This window comes from Aeromonas sp. ASNIH4 (assembly GCF_002934425.1).
GTDB lineage: Bacteria > Pseudomonadota > Gammaproteobacteria > Enterobacterales > Aeromonadaceae > Aeromonas > Aeromonas hydrophila.
Genome location: NZ_CP026217.1, coordinates 1,826,865 through 1,844,709, shown reverse-complemented (window position 1 = coordinate 1,844,709; position 17,845 = coordinate 1,826,865). Strand labels below are relative to the sequence as shown.

The 17,845-nt window shown below is 66.9% G+C and carries 9 protein-coding genes; 1 reads left to right on the top strand and 8 read right to left on the bottom strand.

The genetic code is table 11. The features are described 5' to 3' along the window. Window positions 1–31: 31 nt before the first annotated feature. Window positions 32–802, bottom strand: a complete 771-nt coding sequence (gene amoD / locus C2U40_RS08515; RefSeq protein ID WP_158656433.1) for an amonabactin biosynthesis phosphopantetheinyl transferase AmoD — start codon at window positions 800–802, stop codon at window positions 32–34. A 156-nt stretch (window positions 803–958) separates the two neighbouring features. Between amoD and C2U40_RS08510 the strand changes: the two genes are divergently transcribed. Further along, the gene (locus tag C2U40_RS08510; protein WP_017778923.1) at window positions 959–1,903 is read left to right on the top strand and encodes an amonabactin ABC transporter substrate-binding protein; all 945 of its coding nucleotides are present in this window, start codon (window positions 959–961) and stop codon (window positions 1,901–1,903) included. 68 nt (window positions 1,904–1,971) lie between these two features. On the opposite strand, the gene amoH is transcribed toward C2U40_RS08510, so the two are convergent. The 7 genes from amoH to amoC form a co-directional block, all read right to left on the bottom strand. Beyond that, window positions 1,972–3,516: an amonabactin biosynthesis glycine adenylation protein AmoH gene (amoH, locus tag C2U40_RS08505; protein WP_103827586.1), complete on the bottom strand. Its 1,545-nt coding sequence runs from the start codon at window positions 3,514–3,516 to the stop codon at window positions 1,972–1,974. Further along, complete coding sequence (amoG, locus tag C2U40_RS08500; protein WP_146054369.1) at window positions 3,513–9,797, bottom strand: amonabactin biosynthesis non-ribosomal peptide synthetase AmoG; 6,285 nt, start codon at window positions 9,795–9,797, stop codon at window positions 3,513–3,515. Before amoG ends, amoH begins: the two co-directional genes overlap by 4 nt. A gap of 14 nt (window positions 9,798–9,811) precedes the next feature. Beyond that, on the bottom strand, window positions 9,812–10,561 hold the full coding sequence (amoA, locus tag C2U40_RS08495) for an amonabactin biosynthesis protein AmoA (RefSeq protein WP_005301647.1): 750 nt from the start codon (window positions 10,559–10,561) through the stop codon (window positions 9,812–9,814). A gap of 20 nt (window positions 10,562–10,581) precedes the next feature. Further along, a complete protein-coding gene (gene amoF / locus C2U40_RS08490; protein ID WP_103827585.1) occupies window positions 10,582–13,671 on the bottom strand; it encodes an amonabactin biosynthesis non-ribosomal peptide synthetase AmoF in 3,090 nt (1,029 codons plus the stop codon). Then, window positions 13,668–14,576 (bottom strand): amonabactin biosynthesis bifunctional protein AmoB, encoded by a 909-nt coding sequence (amoB, locus tag C2U40_RS08485; RefSeq protein ID WP_103827584.1) that lies wholly within the window; start codon window positions 14,574–14,576, stop codon window positions 13,668–13,670. The genes amoF and amoB overlap by 4 nt, the downstream gene beginning before the upstream one ends. A 23-nt stretch (window positions 14,577–14,599) precedes the next feature. Continuing rightward, on the bottom strand, window positions 14,600–16,261 hold the full coding sequence (gene amoE, locus C2U40_RS08480; protein ID WP_103827583.1) for an amonabactin biosynthesis (2,3-dihydroxybenzoyl)adenylate synthase AmoE: 1,662 nt from the start codon (window positions 16,259–16,261) through the stop codon (window positions 14,600–14,602). 76 nt (window positions 16,262–16,337) lie between these two features. Then, window positions 16,338–17,531 carry an amonabactin biosynthesis isochorismate synthase AmoC gene (gene amoC, locus C2U40_RS08475; protein WP_103827582.1) on the bottom strand — a complete coding sequence of 398 codons (1,194 nt, stop codon included), beginning with the start codon at window positions 17,529–17,531 and terminating at the stop codon, window positions 16,338–16,340. Window positions 17,532–17,845 lie beyond the last annotated feature (314 nt).

Sequence of the window (17,845 nt, the reverse complement as noted above, 5' to 3'; positions counted from 1 at the left end):
TTTTGATGTTTGCAGCTCGGCGCGCCGCCACTCACAGCAGCAGGCTGGTGAGCACCCCGCCCGGCTGTGTTTGCCAATGCAGTGTTTGCCAGTACATTGGCTGCCAGTACACAGTGCAGCGCCAACCGGCGGGCAGTGTCGGGGTCAGTCCGCCCACCAGTTCGAGGGTGAGGGTCTGCGCCGTCATGGTCAGCCAGCGGGCATCGAGAAAGTCAAAATAGCGCCCCACCCTGGGGTAGAGCGCCTTGAACAAACTCTCCTTGGCCGAAAAAATCAAGGTAAGCGCCTCAGCCCTGCTCAGGCCGATGGCAGGGGCAGTTGCCGCCAGCCGGGCCCACTCCTCTCCACTAACAATGCCGGGCCAGAGCTCGCTCGCCTGCCCCTCTGCCAGCCAGCCCTCCAGATCCAGTCCCATTCCCGCCCGACCGGGGCGTACCGCACACAGCGCCATGCCGCGCCCCTGCAACAGGCTGTGGCTGATGCTGCCCTCAAACCCCGCAGGCCAGCAGGGTTCGCGAGCCTCCCCTATGCTCACCTGCTGCTGGCCCAGACCAAAGGGGTGCAAGGCCCGGCGCGCCGCCAGCCGGCCGGCCAAAAACTCCCCCAGTCGCTTGGGGGCCGCGCGCTGCAAGCTGGCGGGCAGCACCATGCCGGCCGCGTCGTAACAGGCCGGGGTAAAGGCGGCGGGATCAAAGCAGATCCGTTGCAGCGCCAGATGCGCCGCGCCGGGCAGCGGCAGGCTGTCAGCCTGCACGATAAAGCGATCCAGTGAACAGGCTGGCGCGCTGGCAATGAACATCACGAAGAGCCCTTGGTTGGTGAGCCCGCATGGTAGCAAACCGTCCTCTCCCTACGCCACAAACACAAATGACAATTCTTATCATTTGAATTTGTGGTAGCATGAGTTCGCCCGTTTGGGACCCAGTGTTCCACTGATTTCACCAAGAAGGATGTAACGATGAAGATCTCCTCTCCCCTGGCTGCCGTGCTGATGCTGGCCAGTCTGGTCGGCTTCCAGGCACAGGCCGGCAGCGAGACCCGTCAGGTGACCGATGCCGACGGCAAGACCCAGGTCGTACCGGCCCAGCCCAAACGGGTGGTGGTGCTGAGCGAAATCGATCTGGACAGCGCCCTGACCCTGGGGCTGCAGCCGGTCGGCACCGTCAATGGCCGCGGCCAGTCCACCCTGCCCCGCTACCTGCTGCAACAGGCGGGCAAGGAGATCGCCGTGGTCGGCGATCTGGACAACCCCAACCTGGAGAAGCTGATCGACCTCGAACCCGATCTCATCCTCACCGGCCAGACCAAGCCCGAGCTGCTGGCCCTGCTCAAGGAGATCGCACCCACCGTGGTTACCGGCAACTGGGGTGACTCCTGGAAGGAGATCTTCAATCGCAGCGCCCACGTGCTGAACCGGGACGCCGAAGCCAAGACCTTCCTCGCCCAGTATGACGCCCGCCTGCAGGAAGCCCGCAGCAAGCTCGCCAAGCATCAGGGTGAGCGCCTGAGCATAGTGCGCTGGAACCCGAAGGGCCCGAGCTACATGCACAGCGGCACCTTCGCCAGCAGCGTGGTGGAAGAGATGGGGCTGACCCGGCCGACCCACCAGATCGGTGACAAGACCCCCCACTCCCCGGCCCTGAGCCTCGAATCCCTCAACCTGCTGGACGGCGACTGGCTGGTGATCGGCACCCTCAGCGCCAGTGGCGATGCGGTGGATGCCATGAAGCAGGCCGAGCAGACCCCGGCCTTCCAGCAGCTCGGCGCCATCAAGAGCAAGCGCTTCGGCGCCGTGGACGGCTCCCTGTGGACCTCCACCGGCGGCCCCCAGGCGGCCCTCAAGGTGATCGACGACGTCGAGCAACTGCTGGCCAAACCCGATGCGGCCCCCATCACCCAATAAGCCCGCGTGATCAGCGCCCACAAAGAAGCCCGCATTTGCGGGCTTCTTTTTTATCTGCTGCGCGGCACTTACTCGGGCAAGGGCAGCGCCTTCCTATCTAATTTTCCGCTGCCGGTCTTGGGCAGGGCATCCAGCAGGATGAGCCGCGCCGGCACCATGTAGTGCGGCAACGTCGCCTGCAGCCCCTTGCGCAGGGAGAGGCGATTGAGGGTCACCCCGCTTTTCGCCTCCACGTAGCCCACCAGCATGGCCTCGTCCCCCTCGCCCACCAGACGCACCGCTGCCTCCTGCACCCCGGCCTGGCGGCGCAGTCCCGCCTCCACCTCGCCGAGCTCGATGCGAAAACCGCGCAGCTTGACCTGATCGTCGCGCCGTCCCAGATAGAGGAAGCGGTCCGCCCCCAGCCGCCGCACCCGATCGCCGGTGCGATAGAGGCGATGGGTGGCAAGGCGCAGGAAGGCGGCGCTGGTCAAAGCCGGCTTACGCCAGTACCCCTCGCACAGGGCCGGGCTCTCGATACAGAGCTCGCCGCACTCCCCCTCTGCCACCGGCTGCCCCGCCTCATCCAGCACCCAGTGCCGATAGCCGGGCAGGCTGTGGCTGATGGTGATCTGGCCATCAGTCGGTGGCCAGCGCACCTCGCTCACCAGCGACCAGACGGTGGCCTCGGTCGGCCCGTAGCAGTTCCACAGCCGCCGGGTGCGGGCACAGAGCTGCTCGGCCAATCCTGAGTCCAGCGCCTCACCGCCACACAGGGCGGTGAGGGTATTGCGCCCCTGCCAGCCCGCCTTGAGCAGCATGCGCCAGCAGGCCGGGGTGGCCTGCAGCCAGTTAATGGAGGGATCGGCCTCGAGCAGCGCCAGCATCCCCAGCGGATCCTTGTTGTGCTCGCCGCCGGCCACCGTGAGCCGGCCACCGCCCCAGAGCGGCCCCAGCATCTCCAGCAGGGAGATGTCGAAGGCCGGGGTGGTGATAAAGAGCCAGTGGCAGCCAGGTGAGAACCCGAGCCGCTCGCGGATCCCGTCGAGGAAGCAGAGCAGGGCCCGACGGCTGATGACCACCCCCTTGGGCTCGCCGGTGGAGCCCGAGGTGAACATCATGTAGGCAGCCAGGGCGTCATCCACCTGGGGCCAGGAGACGGGCCCTGCCGCTGCCGGTCCGTCGAGGGTGCGCAGTGGACAGCCGAAGGCGGGAGCCGGCCTGTCGCCGTCGCAGATCACCGCCGACAGGCGCGCCTGGCGGGCGATCCCCTGCAGCCGCTCCACCGGAAAGTCCGGCTCAAGGGGCACGAAGGTGAGGCCGAGCCGCAGGCAGGCCAGCAGGCTGGCCACCAGATCGGGGCTGCGGGAGAGATAGAGGCCGACCCGCTCCCCCACCGCCAGCCCCTGCAATCGGGCGGCAATCTGGGCAACCCGATCATTGAGCGCGCCGTAGCTAAGCCACTGCTCATCTGATCCGCCCTCACTGATGCCCTCCCCGCCCATACGGATGGCGGGGGCCAGCGGGGTGGCAGAGAGGCAAGCCGCCAGCCGCGCACCCAGATTGGCCGCCCCCTCGCGGGGGGCAGGCCGGGTTTGCACGAGCGAAGCCTCATGCTTGATGGTCACTGTCATAGCGCGGCCTCCGTTTGGCGCACCAGCCAGTGCCGATAGAGCCGGCTGGGGGATGGATGGGCCTTGAGCATCTGCAGGGTAAGCGGCGCCCGCTCCTGGCCAAACGCCTCGTTGAGGGCCGCCAGCAGGGCGAGCTGCTGCACCGAATCCACCCCGAGTTCACACAGGGTCTGCTGCCAGATGCCGGGCACGCCGCACTGGCGCTCCCACAGGGCCACCAGCGCGCGGGCCTCGGCCGGCGGCTGAGCCAGGCCGGACTCAACCCTGGTGGAGGCCACCTGTGGCATCACCGGGGGCTGTGCCGCCGCCACTCTGGCCGGCTGGCTCAGATCCGCCTGCGCCAGCCAGTCGAGCTCGGCCAGCCAGTCAGCCAGCACCGCCTCGGCCCGGGTCTCGGGGATCTGCTCGCCGTCGAATTCGAGGCGCAGCTGGAGCGTCTCGCCCCGGCTGCTGACCACCAAGGAGAGCGGCAGCTCCACCTTCTCCACCACGGTGCCAAAGCGCGGCACCAGCTGGTGGGGTTCGGGGGCGGCAGGGACCGCCGGCATGGGGTAGTTCTCGAACACGAACAGACTCTGGAACAGGCGTGCTCGGCCTTTGGTCAGTGCCGCCAGTGACTGGGTGCCGTGCTCGTTGAGCGCCATCAAATCGGTCTGCAACCGGGCGATATGCTCGGCCAGGGTCAGCTCGGTGCACCACGCCAGCGCCAGTGGCAGGCTGTTGATGTAGAGCCCGACGCTCGCGGTGATCCCCTCGATGGGGTAATCCCTACCCGGGGTCACATTGCCCACCAGGGTGACGGCATCGCCAGAGCGGCGTGCCAGCAGACGGTGCCAGGCATATTGGGCCAACAGGCCCGCAGTCACGCCAAGCTCGCGGGCACGGTGCGCGAGCAAGGTCGCCACCTCGGCCGGCAATGCCGTGGCGCGCACCGCCGGTCGCTGCTGGGTATGGCGCCCGCTTGAGCTAGCGTCCAGCGTCACCCCAAACAGGCAGGCGAGATCGTTAGGCATTGCCAAGAGCTCGCCCCGCCCCTGCCAGTAGGCGTCGGCGCTGCGGGTTTGGCTGGCGATATGGCGGCCAAATTCGAGCCAGGCCGTATCCGGCTCGCGCTGCGGCAACAGGCCGTTCATCAGCGCCTGATAGCCGCGATGCAGGGAACCCAGCAACACGGGGCCGCTCCAGCCATCCAGCACGCCGTGATGGGCGCTGAAGATCACCTTGTGGTGATCGGGGGCCAATTTGAAGCAGGCAAGGCGCAGCAGGGGCGCCTGATCGAGCGGGATCGGGCGGGCCAGATCCTGCTCGCGATAGGCCTGGACCCGTGCCTCGGCCTCTCCCGCCTCATTCCCTACCTCGGACAAGTCCTCATAGTGGAATGGCAACTCGGCATGCTTGAGGATGCGCTGCAGCGCCACCCCGTCCGCCAGCACCAGTTCGCTGCGAAGGGCCGGCCAAAGGGCGATCTGCCCCTGCCAGGCCTGACGGTAGACCGCCACGTCCAGCGGCTGGTGATAGTCCATCTCGGTCTGCAGGTGATAGGCGTGATCCCCGGGCAGCAACGCCCTGTGATGGAACATGCTCTGCTGCAAAGAGGTCATCGGCAGCAGAGTCTCCACCTCGCGCCCGCTCAGCACCCGATCGAGCGCGCTTTGCGAGAGGCCAAGCCCCGGGAAGTCGCTCGGGGTATGGCGTGGGGCCTTCACCGCGCAGCAGTGTTCCACCAGCGCCGTCAGGTTGTCCGCCAGCCGCGCCATCAAGGCGTCGCTCGCCTGCTGGTTGAGGGCGCCCACCTGGCGCAGGGTGAGGCGGCCATCAAACACGCCCCCGTGCAGACTGACCAGCTCGCGCGGCAGGTTGTCAGGGGACGTGGGGGCCCCCGGCGCCAGCGGCAGGGGTTGCCAGGGTTGAGCGGCCTCGCCCTGATGGCTGACCCCCAGATAGTTGAAGACCACCAGGGCTTCGGGCAGTGCCCAGCCACGTGGGTGGTGCAGCCGCAGGGCGTTGAAACCCACCCCCTTGTCCGGCACGGCGCGCAGCTGCTCCTTGGTGGCGCACACCAGCGCATCCCACGCCCCGGCATCCGCCAGCGCCAGCGGGTAGGTGCTGGTGAACCAGCCGAGGGTACGGCTCACGTCCAGTTCAGCATCGATGGCCTCACGGCCGTGTCCTTCCAGCATCACGCAGTGACGGCTGCCGTAACCCTGCTCGCTCAGGGTACGAGTCAGTGCCGTCAGCAACAGGTCGGGCACCCGGGTGAAGTAGGCCTGGTTGGCGGCGTCGATGAGACGAGCCGTGGTCTCCTGACTCAGTTGCAGCAGGCTGGCGGCGGCTCGGCCATCGGCGGCGCGCGCCGCTTCCAGCAGGTGACCCTGGCTGCCTTCCCCCTGAGCCAGCCAGAAGCCAAGCTGTTCCTCTTCCCGTTTGGCGTAGGCCGCCAGCCCCTCGCCCCACTGGCGATAGCTGCTGCCCTTGGCGGGCAGCGGCTCGCCCCTGCTCACCCGAGCCAGATCTTCGGCCAGAATGCGCCAGGAGACCGCATCGATGACCAGGTGATGGAAGGCGAGGAAGAGCCCCTCCACCGTCTCGCCCTCGCGCGCCCCCTCGAGGGCGAGATTGCGCAGGCGGGCCCAGGCCAGGGTGTGGCCGCTGGCAGGGTCGAAATCTCCCTGCAGCTCGGTCAGGCGGGCCTGCAGCTCGACCTCATCGAAATTGGCGGCATCCAGGGTCGGCAGCGGCGGCAATGGCAGTTCGGCCAGGTAGCGCTGGCCGGTCGGGGTCACCGCCAGACGCAGGGCATCGTGGTGCTGGCGCAACGCATCCAGCCAGCCACGCAGGGCCTCATCGTCCACCCCGGCCGGCAGGCGCAGGATCACCCCCTGGTTCCAGTGACCGGACTTGGCAAAGCCCTGCTCGAAGAACCAGTGCTGAATGGGGTGGAGCGGGAACTCGCCGGTCAGGCTGCCCTGCTCGCTCCTGTGGCTGACTGCCTGCTGCTGGCCGAGCTGGCGGCAGAGGCGACGCACCGTCTTGGCTTCGAACACGTCCTTCACGCTGCAATGCAGTCCCGCATCCCGCAGCCGGGTGGTGAGCTGGATGCTGAGGATGGAGTCACCGCCTAAGCGGAAGAAGTCATCCTCCACCCCGAGCGGTTGCTTAAGCACCCCTTGCCAGATGGCCAGCACTGTCTGCTCCAGTTCGTTTTGCGGCTCGCCCTTGCTCTGCTGCCAGACGATGGCGGGCAAGCGGCGCAAGTCCAGCTTGCCGTTGGGGGTGAGCGGCATCTCGGGCAGCCAGCAGAGGCGCGCCGGCACCATGTATTCGGGCAGGCACTCGCCGGCTCGCTGCAGCAGGGCGTCGCCGTCGGGCTCGCTCGCCCCGGCCTGCAAACAGGCGTAAGCGAGCAGACGACCCTCCTGCACCACCACCTTGATCTGGCGGATGACCGGGCACAACTCGGCAAGCCGGGTCTCTATCTCCCCCGGCTCGATGCGATAGCCGCGCAGCTTGATCTGCTCGTCTATCCGGCCCAGATACTGGATGTTGCCATCGCGGCGCAGCAGGGCCCGATCGCCGGTGCGATAGAGGCGATGGGTACGTTCCGCCAGCGCCAGCTCGATAAAGGCCTCCTGGGTGCGCTCCGGCAGATTGAGGTAGCCGCGGGCCAGCCCCAACCCTGCCAGGCAGAGCTCGCCGGGCACCCCCACCGGGCAGAGGTTGCCCGCCTCGTCCAGGATCAGCGCCTTCAGGTGGTTGACCGGTCGACCTATGGTGATGGGCTCCCCCGGGGTGAGCCGCGCGCAGAGTGCGGTGACGGTGCACTCGGTCGGGCCGTACATGTTGAACAGCGCCACCCGCTCCCCCCAACGCTCCACCAGGCTGCTCGGGCACGCCTCGCCGCCAAAACCGATGGCCTTGAGGGAACCGAGATCCGCCACTGGCAATAGATTCGCCAACAGCGCCGTGGGCAGGATCATATGGCTGGCACCGCAAGCGACCGCTGCACTGATCACCCCCTCGCCCGGCTCGCCGAAGTGCAGGGCCGCGCCGCAGTACAGGGGCAGCAAGGCGGTCATGTTGCCCGCATCAAACGAGAGGGACATGCAGTTGAACATGGCGCCATTCTGATCAAGGGCAATGCGCTCACCGTGATCCGCCATCAGGTTGACCAGGCTGCCCTGCTCCACCATGACCCCCTTGGGCAGGCCGGTGCTGCCGGAGGTGTAGATGATCTGGGCCAGCATGGCTGCGTCCCGGGGCAGTGCGGGTGTGCTGGTTGGCACCTTGTCCAGCGCAAGCTGGTGCAGATCATGATATTCGGCAGTCGTGCCCGCCAGCGCCTCGCCAAGCCGCGGATCCGGCACGCCCCCCAACACCAGGCTGATGCCAGCGTCGGTGAGGATATGGGCCAGCCGCTCGGCGGGATAGGCCGGGTCGAGCGGCACATAGGCCGCCCCCGCCTTCCAGCAGGCGAGCAGGGCGATGACGAAGGCGACATCGCGTCTGGCCTGGATGCCGATGGCGGCGCCCGGGGTGACCCCCTGAGCCTGCAGCCAGTGAGCCAGCCGGTTGGCACGCACCTCCAGCTCGCCATAGGTCAACGATTGCACGCCGTCGCTCACCGCCAGCGAGTCCGGCAACTGCGTGGCGCGCCGCTCGATATGACAGAGCAGGGTGTCGCGGCTCGGGTAGTCCAGCGGCAGATCGGCAAGCTGTGCGGCCAGCGCCGCCTCGTCGGTGCCCGCCTCCAGCGGTAGCTGCCAGATGTCGGTCTCGGGGGCCGCCACCACGGCGCGCATCAGGTGCAGCAGGCGATCGGCAAGAGCCTGGATGGTCTCTCGCTCGAACAGGGCGGTGGCAAACAGCCAGTCCACCCTGACGGAGTCCATCAGCTCGGTCACCTTGACCGAGATGTCGGTCTTGGCCGGCAGCACCGGCGAGGTCTCCTCCACCAGCTGGCAGCCGGGGATGAGATCGTTGAAGTCCACCTTGGCCTGATAGACCAGCATGATCTGGAAGATGGGGTTGATGGCGGTGGTGCGATCGGCGCCGATGGCCTCGGCCAGCGCCTCGAAGCGGTAGAGCTGGTGATCGAAGGCCGCCAGATCCTCCTCCCGGCACTGCTGCAGATAGTCGACAAAGCTGGGGCGCCCCTCAAGCCGGGTGCGCAGCACCAGGGTATTGACGAAGAAACCCACCAGCGACTCGATTTCGTGGCGCTCGCGATAGGCGAGCGGGGTGCCGATCACCACCTCCTTCTCGCCGCTCTGGCGCACCATCAGCAATGCAAACAGGGCGTGCAGACCGATGAAGTTGGAGGTGCTGTGGCGCTGACAGAGGCGCTTGAAACTCTCCCACAGATCGTTGTCGATGGTGGAGAAGACCAGCTCGCCGCCGCTGGCCTGATGGGCCGGGCGCGGCTTGTCGAGCGGCAGACCGTGCACCTCGGGGCTGCCACCGAGCCGATCGACCCAGAACGGCTTGAACTCGGCGTGATAATCGAGAAAACGCGGTGAGTTGAACCAGCGGGCATAGTCGATGTAGGTGAGCGGCAGCTCGCTCACCTGCAGGGGCTCGCGATTCTGGTGGGCAAGAAAGGCGCGCTTGAGATCCGCGAACATGTTCTTGACCGACCAGCCGTCGGAGATGATGTGGTGCTGGGTGATCAGCAGCACGTGCTCGCGGCTGCCCAGCCGAATAAGGTGCACCCGGCTCAGATCCCCCTGGGTCAGGGAGAAGGGGCGGCCGATCTCCTCGCGCACCCGGCGGGCCACATAGGCCTCGCGCTCGGCAATGGGCTCTGCGCTCACGTCCTCAATCTGCAGCTTGAAGGGCACGTGGGGCAGGATCTCCTGCGCGCCCCTGCCCGCCTCGTCCTTGATGAAGCGGGTGCGCATGCTGGGATGGCGGGCAAACAGGTGGTCGAAGGCAAACTCCAGCGCCGCCGTGTCCAGCTCTCCCTTGACGCGAAAATAGACCGGCATGTTGTAGAGGTGGGAGGCCTCCTCGTACTGCTCGATAAACCAGAGTCCGCTCTGGGACGAGGAGAGCGGCCCCTGCCGGGCGCCCTCGGCCTCACGTTGCGCAAGAATGGGCGCCTCGAAGGCGGCGCGGGCCGCCAGGCAGCGCACCAGTTCATCCCTGTGGGCCTTGATGGTGGCGCCGATGGCCGGCGTCACCGCCTCCTTGCTCGACTGGGAGATAAGCTGGCCCTTGTCGTTCAGCGCCAGCTTGACCCCCTGCCGTTCCAGCTGTTTCAACAGCAAAATCATATTGTTCATCTGTTTCTCAAGCCTCAGGCACTCAGGGTGGCGCCGCCGTCGACGACCAGATCCTGCAGCGTGATGTGGCTGGCCAGATCCGAGGCCAGGAAAAGGACGGTATGGGCGATCTCCGCCGGGGTGGCGACCTTGCGCAGGGGGATGCCGAGCTTGAACTGCTCCGGCAACCCGGCGATGGTGCGGGCCATGGCCTCCTCGCTGGGCAGCATGCCGCGCAGCATGGGGGTATCCGTCGAGCCCGGCGACACCAGGTTGGCGCGCACGCCGAAGGGGGCCAGCTCCAGCCCCACCGTCTGGGTCAGGCTGGTGACCGCCGCCTTGGAGGCACAATAGGCCGCCATCTGCATGCGCGGCACATGGGCGGCGTTGGAGCCGATGGTGACGATGGCACCGCGCCGCTGCCCCTTGAAGTGGGGCACCAGGGCCCGCAGCAGATAGAAGACGCCGCTGGCGTTGACCGTCATGCAGTCGTGCCAGTCGTCATCGCTTAAGGTTTCGGTGGGGCCGAGGCGCAGTACCCCGGCCCCGTTCACCAGCACATCCAGCCCGCCGTCCGCCAGCAGCGCTGCGCAGCAGGCGTTGACCGCCTTCGAGTCGCCAATATCGAGCAGCCGGGTGGCATAGGGGTAGTCGGCTTCGGGAAACGCCAGATCCAGCCCCACCACGATTGCTCCGGCCGCCACGAACTGCGTTGCCACCTCGCGGCCGATGCCGCGCCCGGCGCCAGTCACCCAGACCCGCTTGCCAGTGAAATCAAAGGCCATTGCTTGTTGCTCCTTATCCATCACCACACCATCTCCACGCTCTCTTCGTCCTCGGCAAGCAGGCCGTCGAGGAAGCGGCAGAAGTCATCGAGTCGCGGGTGATCGAACACGTCGGAGACCTTGACCTGCACCCCGAACTCGGCGCCGAGCCGATTGACGATCTGGATGGTCTGCAGGGACTGGCCCCCCAGCTCGAAGAAGTTGTCCGTGGGCGCCATGGTGGCGAGCCCCAGGATCTGCTGCCAGATGGCGCCAACCCGGTTCTCGGTTTCGCTGCCAAGGGTCAACGCCTCACCACCCGCCTGGTAGGCGGCCAGCAGGGCCTTGCGATCCAGCTTGTTGGAGCCGGTGCGGGGCAGCTGGTCATAGTGGCGATAGTCGGTGGGGATCATGGCGGCAGGCAGCACCCTGGCCAGCTGCGCCTTGATGACCCGGCTGTCGCGCTCCGGCCCCGCCACGAAGGCCACCAGCCGGCGCACGCTGCCGATGCTCACCCCCTGCACGCAGGCCTCGTCCACCCCCGGCAGGGCCAGCAGCTGGGCCTCCACCTCACCGGGCTGGATGCGATAGCCGCTTATCTTGAATTCGTTGTCGCGCCGGCCGAGGTAGACCAGCCGGCCGGCCACCAGGCGCACCCGATCGCCGGTGCGATAGACGGGCATCGGCTCCGCGCCAACCCGCAAGGTATCGAAGCTCCCTTGCACGCCCCCCACATAGCCATTGGCCAGCTGCGGGCCGAGCAGCACCAGCTCCCCCTCGCCGGCGGGTTGCTCCCCCGCTCCCAGAATGAGCGCCTGCATGCCGGGCAGCGGCAGGCCGATGGGCAACTGGGCCTGGCTCGGGTCTTCCTGCTGCAACTCCTGGGTGGTCACCACCACAGTGGTTTCGGTGGGGCCGTAGGTGTTGAACAGGCGCACATCGGAGCGGCCCTGACGCTGCCACTGGGCCAGCTGCTCGGGGTAGACCGCCTCGCCGCCGATGATGACGGTGGTAAGCCCGGCAGGAATGTGGGCCTGACCCGCCGTCAGCGCCACCACCCACTCGTTCCAGAACGCGGTGGGCAGATCGAGGTGGGTGATCCCCATCTGCTCCACCCCGGCCGCAAAGGCGGGCATGGATTCGAGCAGGGCGTCGGTGCGCAGCACCAGGGTGGCGCCGGCGCTCAGGGTGGCGAACACCTCCTCGATGCTGGCGTCGAAGTTGAAGGGGGCGAATTGCAGCATCCGCGCCTCTTCATCCAGGTGATAACGGCAGCGGGCGGCGGCGGCGAAGTGATCCAGCGCACCGTGGCTGACCGCCACCCCTTTGGGCAGGCCAGTCGAACCCGAGGTGAACATCAGGTAGGCGACGGCGCGGCCGGCGGCCGGCTGGTTCAAGCGGTTATCGCTCACCAGATCCCCCGCCAGCAGGGTGCGCCCCTCAAACAGGCTGGCCAGCTTGTGGCGATACTCGGCCTGGGTGATCAGGGTCTTGACCTCCCCCAGCCGCAGAATATGGCCCTGGCGCTCCAGCGGCTGCTCAGGGTCGAGCGGCACGTAGACGGCGCCCGCCAGCAGCACCGCCAGCTGGGCGAAGATGGCCTGGGGGGTGCGGGCCAGCATGACCCCCACCTTGTCGCCGGGGGCGACGCCTGCGGCCTGCAGGGCGGCCGCCATCTGTTCGGCTCTGGCCAGCAGCGCCTCGTAGCTGAAGCGGGCCTCTCCCTGCTCCAGCGCGATCTTGTCCGGGGTCTGGGCGGCGAAGTGGCAGAGCGCCTCCAGCACCGGCCGTGCCTTGATCACTTCATGGGCGGGGCCGGCGATCAGGGCGCTGGCCCGCTGCTTGGCCAGCCAGTCGGCCTTGAGCGCACCCAGGGTCTGGGCGGGCTCGGCCAGCCAGCGCCCCAGCAGGGCAAACAGTGTATCGGCGATGGCAGCCAGATCCGCCTGACAGTAGCAGCCGGGGTTGGCGTCCAGATCCAGGCGTGGCTGGCCATCGACGCCGACCTGCACCTCGATGGTGAGATCCTCCACTGGGCCGGCGCTGATGTTGAGAATATGGGCAGATAGCGGCCCGAAGCGGCGAGCGTGATCAAACGGCATGATGTTGACCAGCGGGCCGAACAGGCGCTTGTCGCCCCCCACCAGGCCAAGGTCGCGGCGCAGCAGCTCGTAGCGGTAGTGCTGGTGTTTGCGCACCCCGCGCTTGGCCTTGGCCACTGCGCCGGCGGCCCCCGCCAGACTCAGCCCCTCTTCGAGCTCCAGAGCAAGGGGGGTAATGTTCATCTGCATGCAGGGCACGGTCAGGGACGCCGAGCCGATGCGGTTCATCATCATCAGGCCGAGCAGGGTCTGGCCCTGGCCGCTCGACAGCGACAGCTGTGCAGACAGGCCGGCCAGCAGCAGATCGGGCCAGCCCAGCTTGTGCTCGTCGGCAAAGCCGGTCAGGGATTGCCACAGCGCCGCCGGCAGCGGACGGCTCTCGCGGATAAAGTTGGCGGCAATCGGCGCCCGTAACGAGCCAAAGGATGTCACCTCGGGCCAGCCTTGCAGCTGCTCCTGCCAGAAGGCGCGGGCGGCGGCGTTCTTGCCGCTCTGCTCTCGGCTCGCCTCTTCCGCCAGCACCTCCGCCAACGAGCCGAAGGGGGATGGGGAGTTCATCTCACCGGCCAGCCCCTCTGCATACAGCTCGGCGATGCGCTGGAACAGCAAGGTGGTGCCAAAGCCGTCGAGGGCAATGTGGTGCACGCAGCTGTAGAGGTAATCGCGGCCGGGGCCGCGCAACAGGGCGAAGCGGCAGGGCGCCTCTTTGGTCAACTCGAACGGGCGGCGCAGATCGGCCCAGGCCCAGGCGCGGGCGGCGGCCTCGTCATCACTCGCAAGGTTCACCTCGCCATAGGCGAGCTGTGCCTCGTCCGAGACAAAGCAGACCGCCTCCCCATCCTCTTCGAAATGGCCTCTGAGCGCCTCGCACTCCCCCACCGCCTTGGCAAGGGCTGCGGCCAGCACGGCCGCCTCGACCTTGCCATCGAAGGCGATGCACTCGGCGGTGTTGAACATCGCCTTGTCGTCGTTTAACAGATGTCCGGACCAGAGCCCCTGCTGGGGGATGGTCAAGGGGAAACGGTTCATGGGGTCACCTCCAGCGCCTGGGCTGCCAGCTTGGCCTCGATGAGGCGCCACCAGCCATTGAGGGTCGGCAGCTTGGCGAGATCCACGAAGCCGAGCTCCACCCCGGCGGCGCGCCACTCGGTGAGCAGAGCCATGATCCGCACCGAATCCAGACCGTAGTCGATGAGGTTCTCGTCGGGGTCAAACTCCCCTTCGTCCTCGTCGATATGGCTCAGCAGCCGCGTCTTGAGCCCCTCGTAAGTCAAGAGTGGATTAGTCTGGGCGGCAGAAGCGGACGCCGGGGCAAGGGCCAGCACCTCCTCGCAGGGGATCACCTTGCCGCAGCGGGTCGCCACGTAGTCCAGCGCCATCTGGTGGTCGGCCAGGGAGAAGTCCGCCACCCCGTCTGCCAGGAAGAAGGGCTGGATGTCGCGCATGAAGGCGTCACAAGCGGTCATCATGCAGCCGATATGGCCGTAGATGCCGCCGATGATCAGCTGATCCCGTCCCAGCGCTTTGAGCATCTGCTCGAGCTCGGAGCGCTGGAAGGCGCTGTAGCGCCACTTGACCAGCACGGTGTCGTCACGCTCCGGGCGCAGTGCTGCCACCACCTGCTGCTGCTCGGGCCGCTTGTTCAGGCCCGGGCCCCACATGTCGTTGAGCAGGGCGCGATCTTCAGGGGATTGATCCTTGGGCTGGGCGGTGTAGAAGACCGGGATGCCGAGGGCCTTGCACTGCTTGCGCACGGCAGCCAGGCGCTCGGTCAGGGCCGCGATCAGCGGGCTGTTTTCGCCATAGAAGGCAGTGAAGTACTCCTGCATGTCGTGGATCAGCAGGGCGGCGCGTTTGGGATCCAGAGACCAGTCGACCTTGTTGGCCTTCCACTGGCTGGGCATGGCGTAATTGTTCAGGGTTGGGATAGCCATAACGTCATGATTCCTTTTTAGTTTTATGCTGTTGTCAGGGGCTGGTTGGCGGTGATGGCGTGCGCAATGCGCGCCCGCAACCCCTGCTTGTCAATCTTGCCCACCGCCGTCATGGGCAGGGCGTCCAGGGCTTCGAAACGGTCGGGCAGCTTGAAGTCCGCCACCCCGCGCTCGCGCAGAAACTTGCGCAAGGCCAGCGGCTTCAAGGCGGGATCCGTGCTGACGATAAAGGCGCAGCTCTTCTCCCCCATGGCGCTGTCGGGCATGGAGACCAGGGCCGCATGGGTGATGGCCGGGTGGTGCAGCAGCTGGTTTTCCACCTCTTCCGCCGCGATCTTCTCGCCGCCCCGGTTGATCTGATCCTTCTGCCGCCCCACCACGGTGAGGTAACCATCGGCATCCTGTACCACCAGATCGCCGGAGCAGTAAAACCCCTCGGCATCGAACACCCGGGCGTTGTGGGCCGGGCTCTGGTAGTAACCGCGGAAGGTATAGGGGCCACGGGTGTGCAGGGCGCCAGGCTGGCCGGGGGCGACCGGGTTGCCCGTCTCATCGAGGATGCGCACCTCGTCGTCCGGGCTCATGGGGCGACCCTGGGTGTGGATCACCTTTTCGTCGGGGTCATCCAGCCGGGTGTAGTTGACCAGCCCCTCCGCCATGCCGAACACCTGCTGCAGCCGGCAGCCGAGCAGCGGCCCAATCTTGCTGGCCACCGCCTCCCCCAGCTTGGCGCCGCCCACTTGCAGCAAGTCGAGGCTCTCGAGTTGAGTGCGCGCAGTGGGATCCGCTTCTGCGGCCTGCAGCCAGAGCGAGACCGCCGGCGGCACCAGCGAGGTGAGATTGACCCGGTGGCGGGCGATCAGCGGGAAACAGCTGATGGGGCTGGGGTCGGGTGCGAGCACCACGGTACCGCCCGCCTCGAACACCCCCAGGGTGCCAGGGGAACTCAGGGGGAAGTTGTGGGGCGCCGGCAGGGCGCACAGATAGCGGGTATGGGGGCCGAGGCCACAGAGCTCAACGCTGCGGCGCACGCTGTACAGGTAGTCATCGTGGGTGCGGGGAATGAGCTTGGGGGTGCCGGTGCTGCCGCCGGAGAGCTGGAAGAAGGCCACCTCGTCTGCCGGGGTCGGGCCAGATTTCACCGGCTCACTCTCAGCCCCCTTTGCCAACCAGCGGGTCAGCCCCAGCTCTCCTGCGTCGCCATCCAGCAGCACCAGCTCGGCGCCGATGGTCGTCAGCAGCTCGCTCTCGCGCCCCTTGCTCGCAAACAGCGGATGGGCCAGCGAACCGATAAAGAGGCGCGGCGTGATCTGCTCGGCATAAGAGAGGAGCTCCAGCCGGTTGTGGCTAAAGAGCGCGTTGACCGGCGCAATGCCGGCCTTGAGCAGGGCGAAGAACACCAGATAGAACTCGGCCACGTTGGGGAGCTGCACCAGCGCGGTGTCCCCCACCCCCAGGCCATGGCGGGCCAGATTTTCGGCCAACCGGCTCGAGGCCGCGTCCAGCTCGCCATAGCTGAAGCGGCGCTCACCGCAGAGGATGGCCTCGGCGTCGGGGGCCAGCTCACACTGACGCGCCAGCATGGCGGTCAGCGGCTCGCCGCGCCAATAGCCCTTGGCGCGGTACAGCTGGGCCAATGCGTCAGGCCAGCGGGTATAGGGCAGGAGGCGGTTGGACTGGGTCATTGCGCCACCTCCGGACTCAGGCCCAGGGCTTTCAGATTCGGCTGCCCGCTCGGCCAGCCCAGATATTGACGCTGGGTCATTGCGCTACCTCCAAATCCAGGCCCAGGGCCTTGAGCATGGTGCCCAGCTTGGTGCCGGTCTCGGCCCACTCCATGGCGGGGTCCGAGCCCGCGACGATACCGGCGCCGGCAAACAGCTCGACCTGATGGCCATCGAGCACCCCGCAGCGGATCACCACGGCCCACTCGCCGTTGCCCTGGCTGTCGCACCAGCCGACGATGCCGCTGAACAGGGCGCGCCGGAAGGGCTCCTGCTCGCGGATGAACTGGCGCGCCAGATCGGTGGGATAGCCGCACAGGGCCGGGGTGGGATGAAGCTGGCAGGCAAGTGACAGTACCGATGCCTCGCCGCCATTGAGCCGGCCGGCGATGGGGGTGCCCAGATGCCAGAGGGTATCCGTGCTCATCAGGGAGGGATGAGCGGGGATCGCCAGCTCGCGGCAGTGGGGCGTCAGCACCCGGCGGATCTCGTCGATCACCAGGCGGTGCTCATGCTGATCCTTGCGAGAGGCCAGCAGATCCCGGGCCACCATTTCGTCTTGCGCCGGCTCGCTCGCCCGTCTGGCGGAGCCCGCCAGCGGGTGGGTAAACACCTCTCCCCCGCTGACCCGCAGCAGCAGCTCGGGGCTAGCGCCAAGCAGGCGGCGGCCGTGGCCGAGCGGCAGGGAGAAGTGGAAGGCATGGGGGTTCTGGGCCATCAAACGGGCCATCACCTGCTTAGGGTCGGCGGGCTGGTGCAGGGTAAGGGTGAGTTTGCGCGACAGCACCACCTTGGCGAGCTTGCCTTGTGCAAACGCATCCAGCGCCGCACTGACCGAGGCCTGGAATTCGCTGGCCGGCGGGGTGCTCTGCACCGAAATGACCCGGTTGGCCTCGACGGCCTGCTCTGCCATCGCCGCTGTTGCCGGCACCTGTGCCAGCGGGACAGGGCGATCGCCCCGCTCATAGCGGCCGGGCACATAGAGGCAGGAGGCTTCCGCCGGGTCGAACGCGAAGGCACCGATCAGCAGAGGATTAACCTGGCCGGCGGCGCTGGCCGCTGCCAGCGCATCGGCAATCTTTTGTTCCAGCAAAGGCCATTCACAGGCGGGGGTGGTGATAGGCTGCCCCAGGTCAGTGGCACTGAGCGTGCCCTGACCCGAGGTAAACAAGAATTCGGGCGAAGACGCAGCCTGGGCAGGCGCGCTATTTTCCATCACAAGAGTATCCACGTTACACCCTCAAATATGATTCAAAATGATAATGATTATCAGTTTGTATTTGTGCGGCGGTAAAATACTCGCTTTGAAATCCCCCGGTCAATGGGATTTTTATGCCGATAAAACTGGAACTTATCTGTGGATATGGCGGGTGCCACGGCTGCTGCGGCCCACCGTGCAGGTCCGGCCAGCCTTGTCCGTATGAGCACCGCAGCCAACCCCCCATATGAGGCTGCGACAAAAACCGCGGACTCGCCGCCCGCGCTGGCAGCGAACGCCATTTCCCCCTAAGATGGCGCCATCTTTATGACCATTGTCTCAACCCA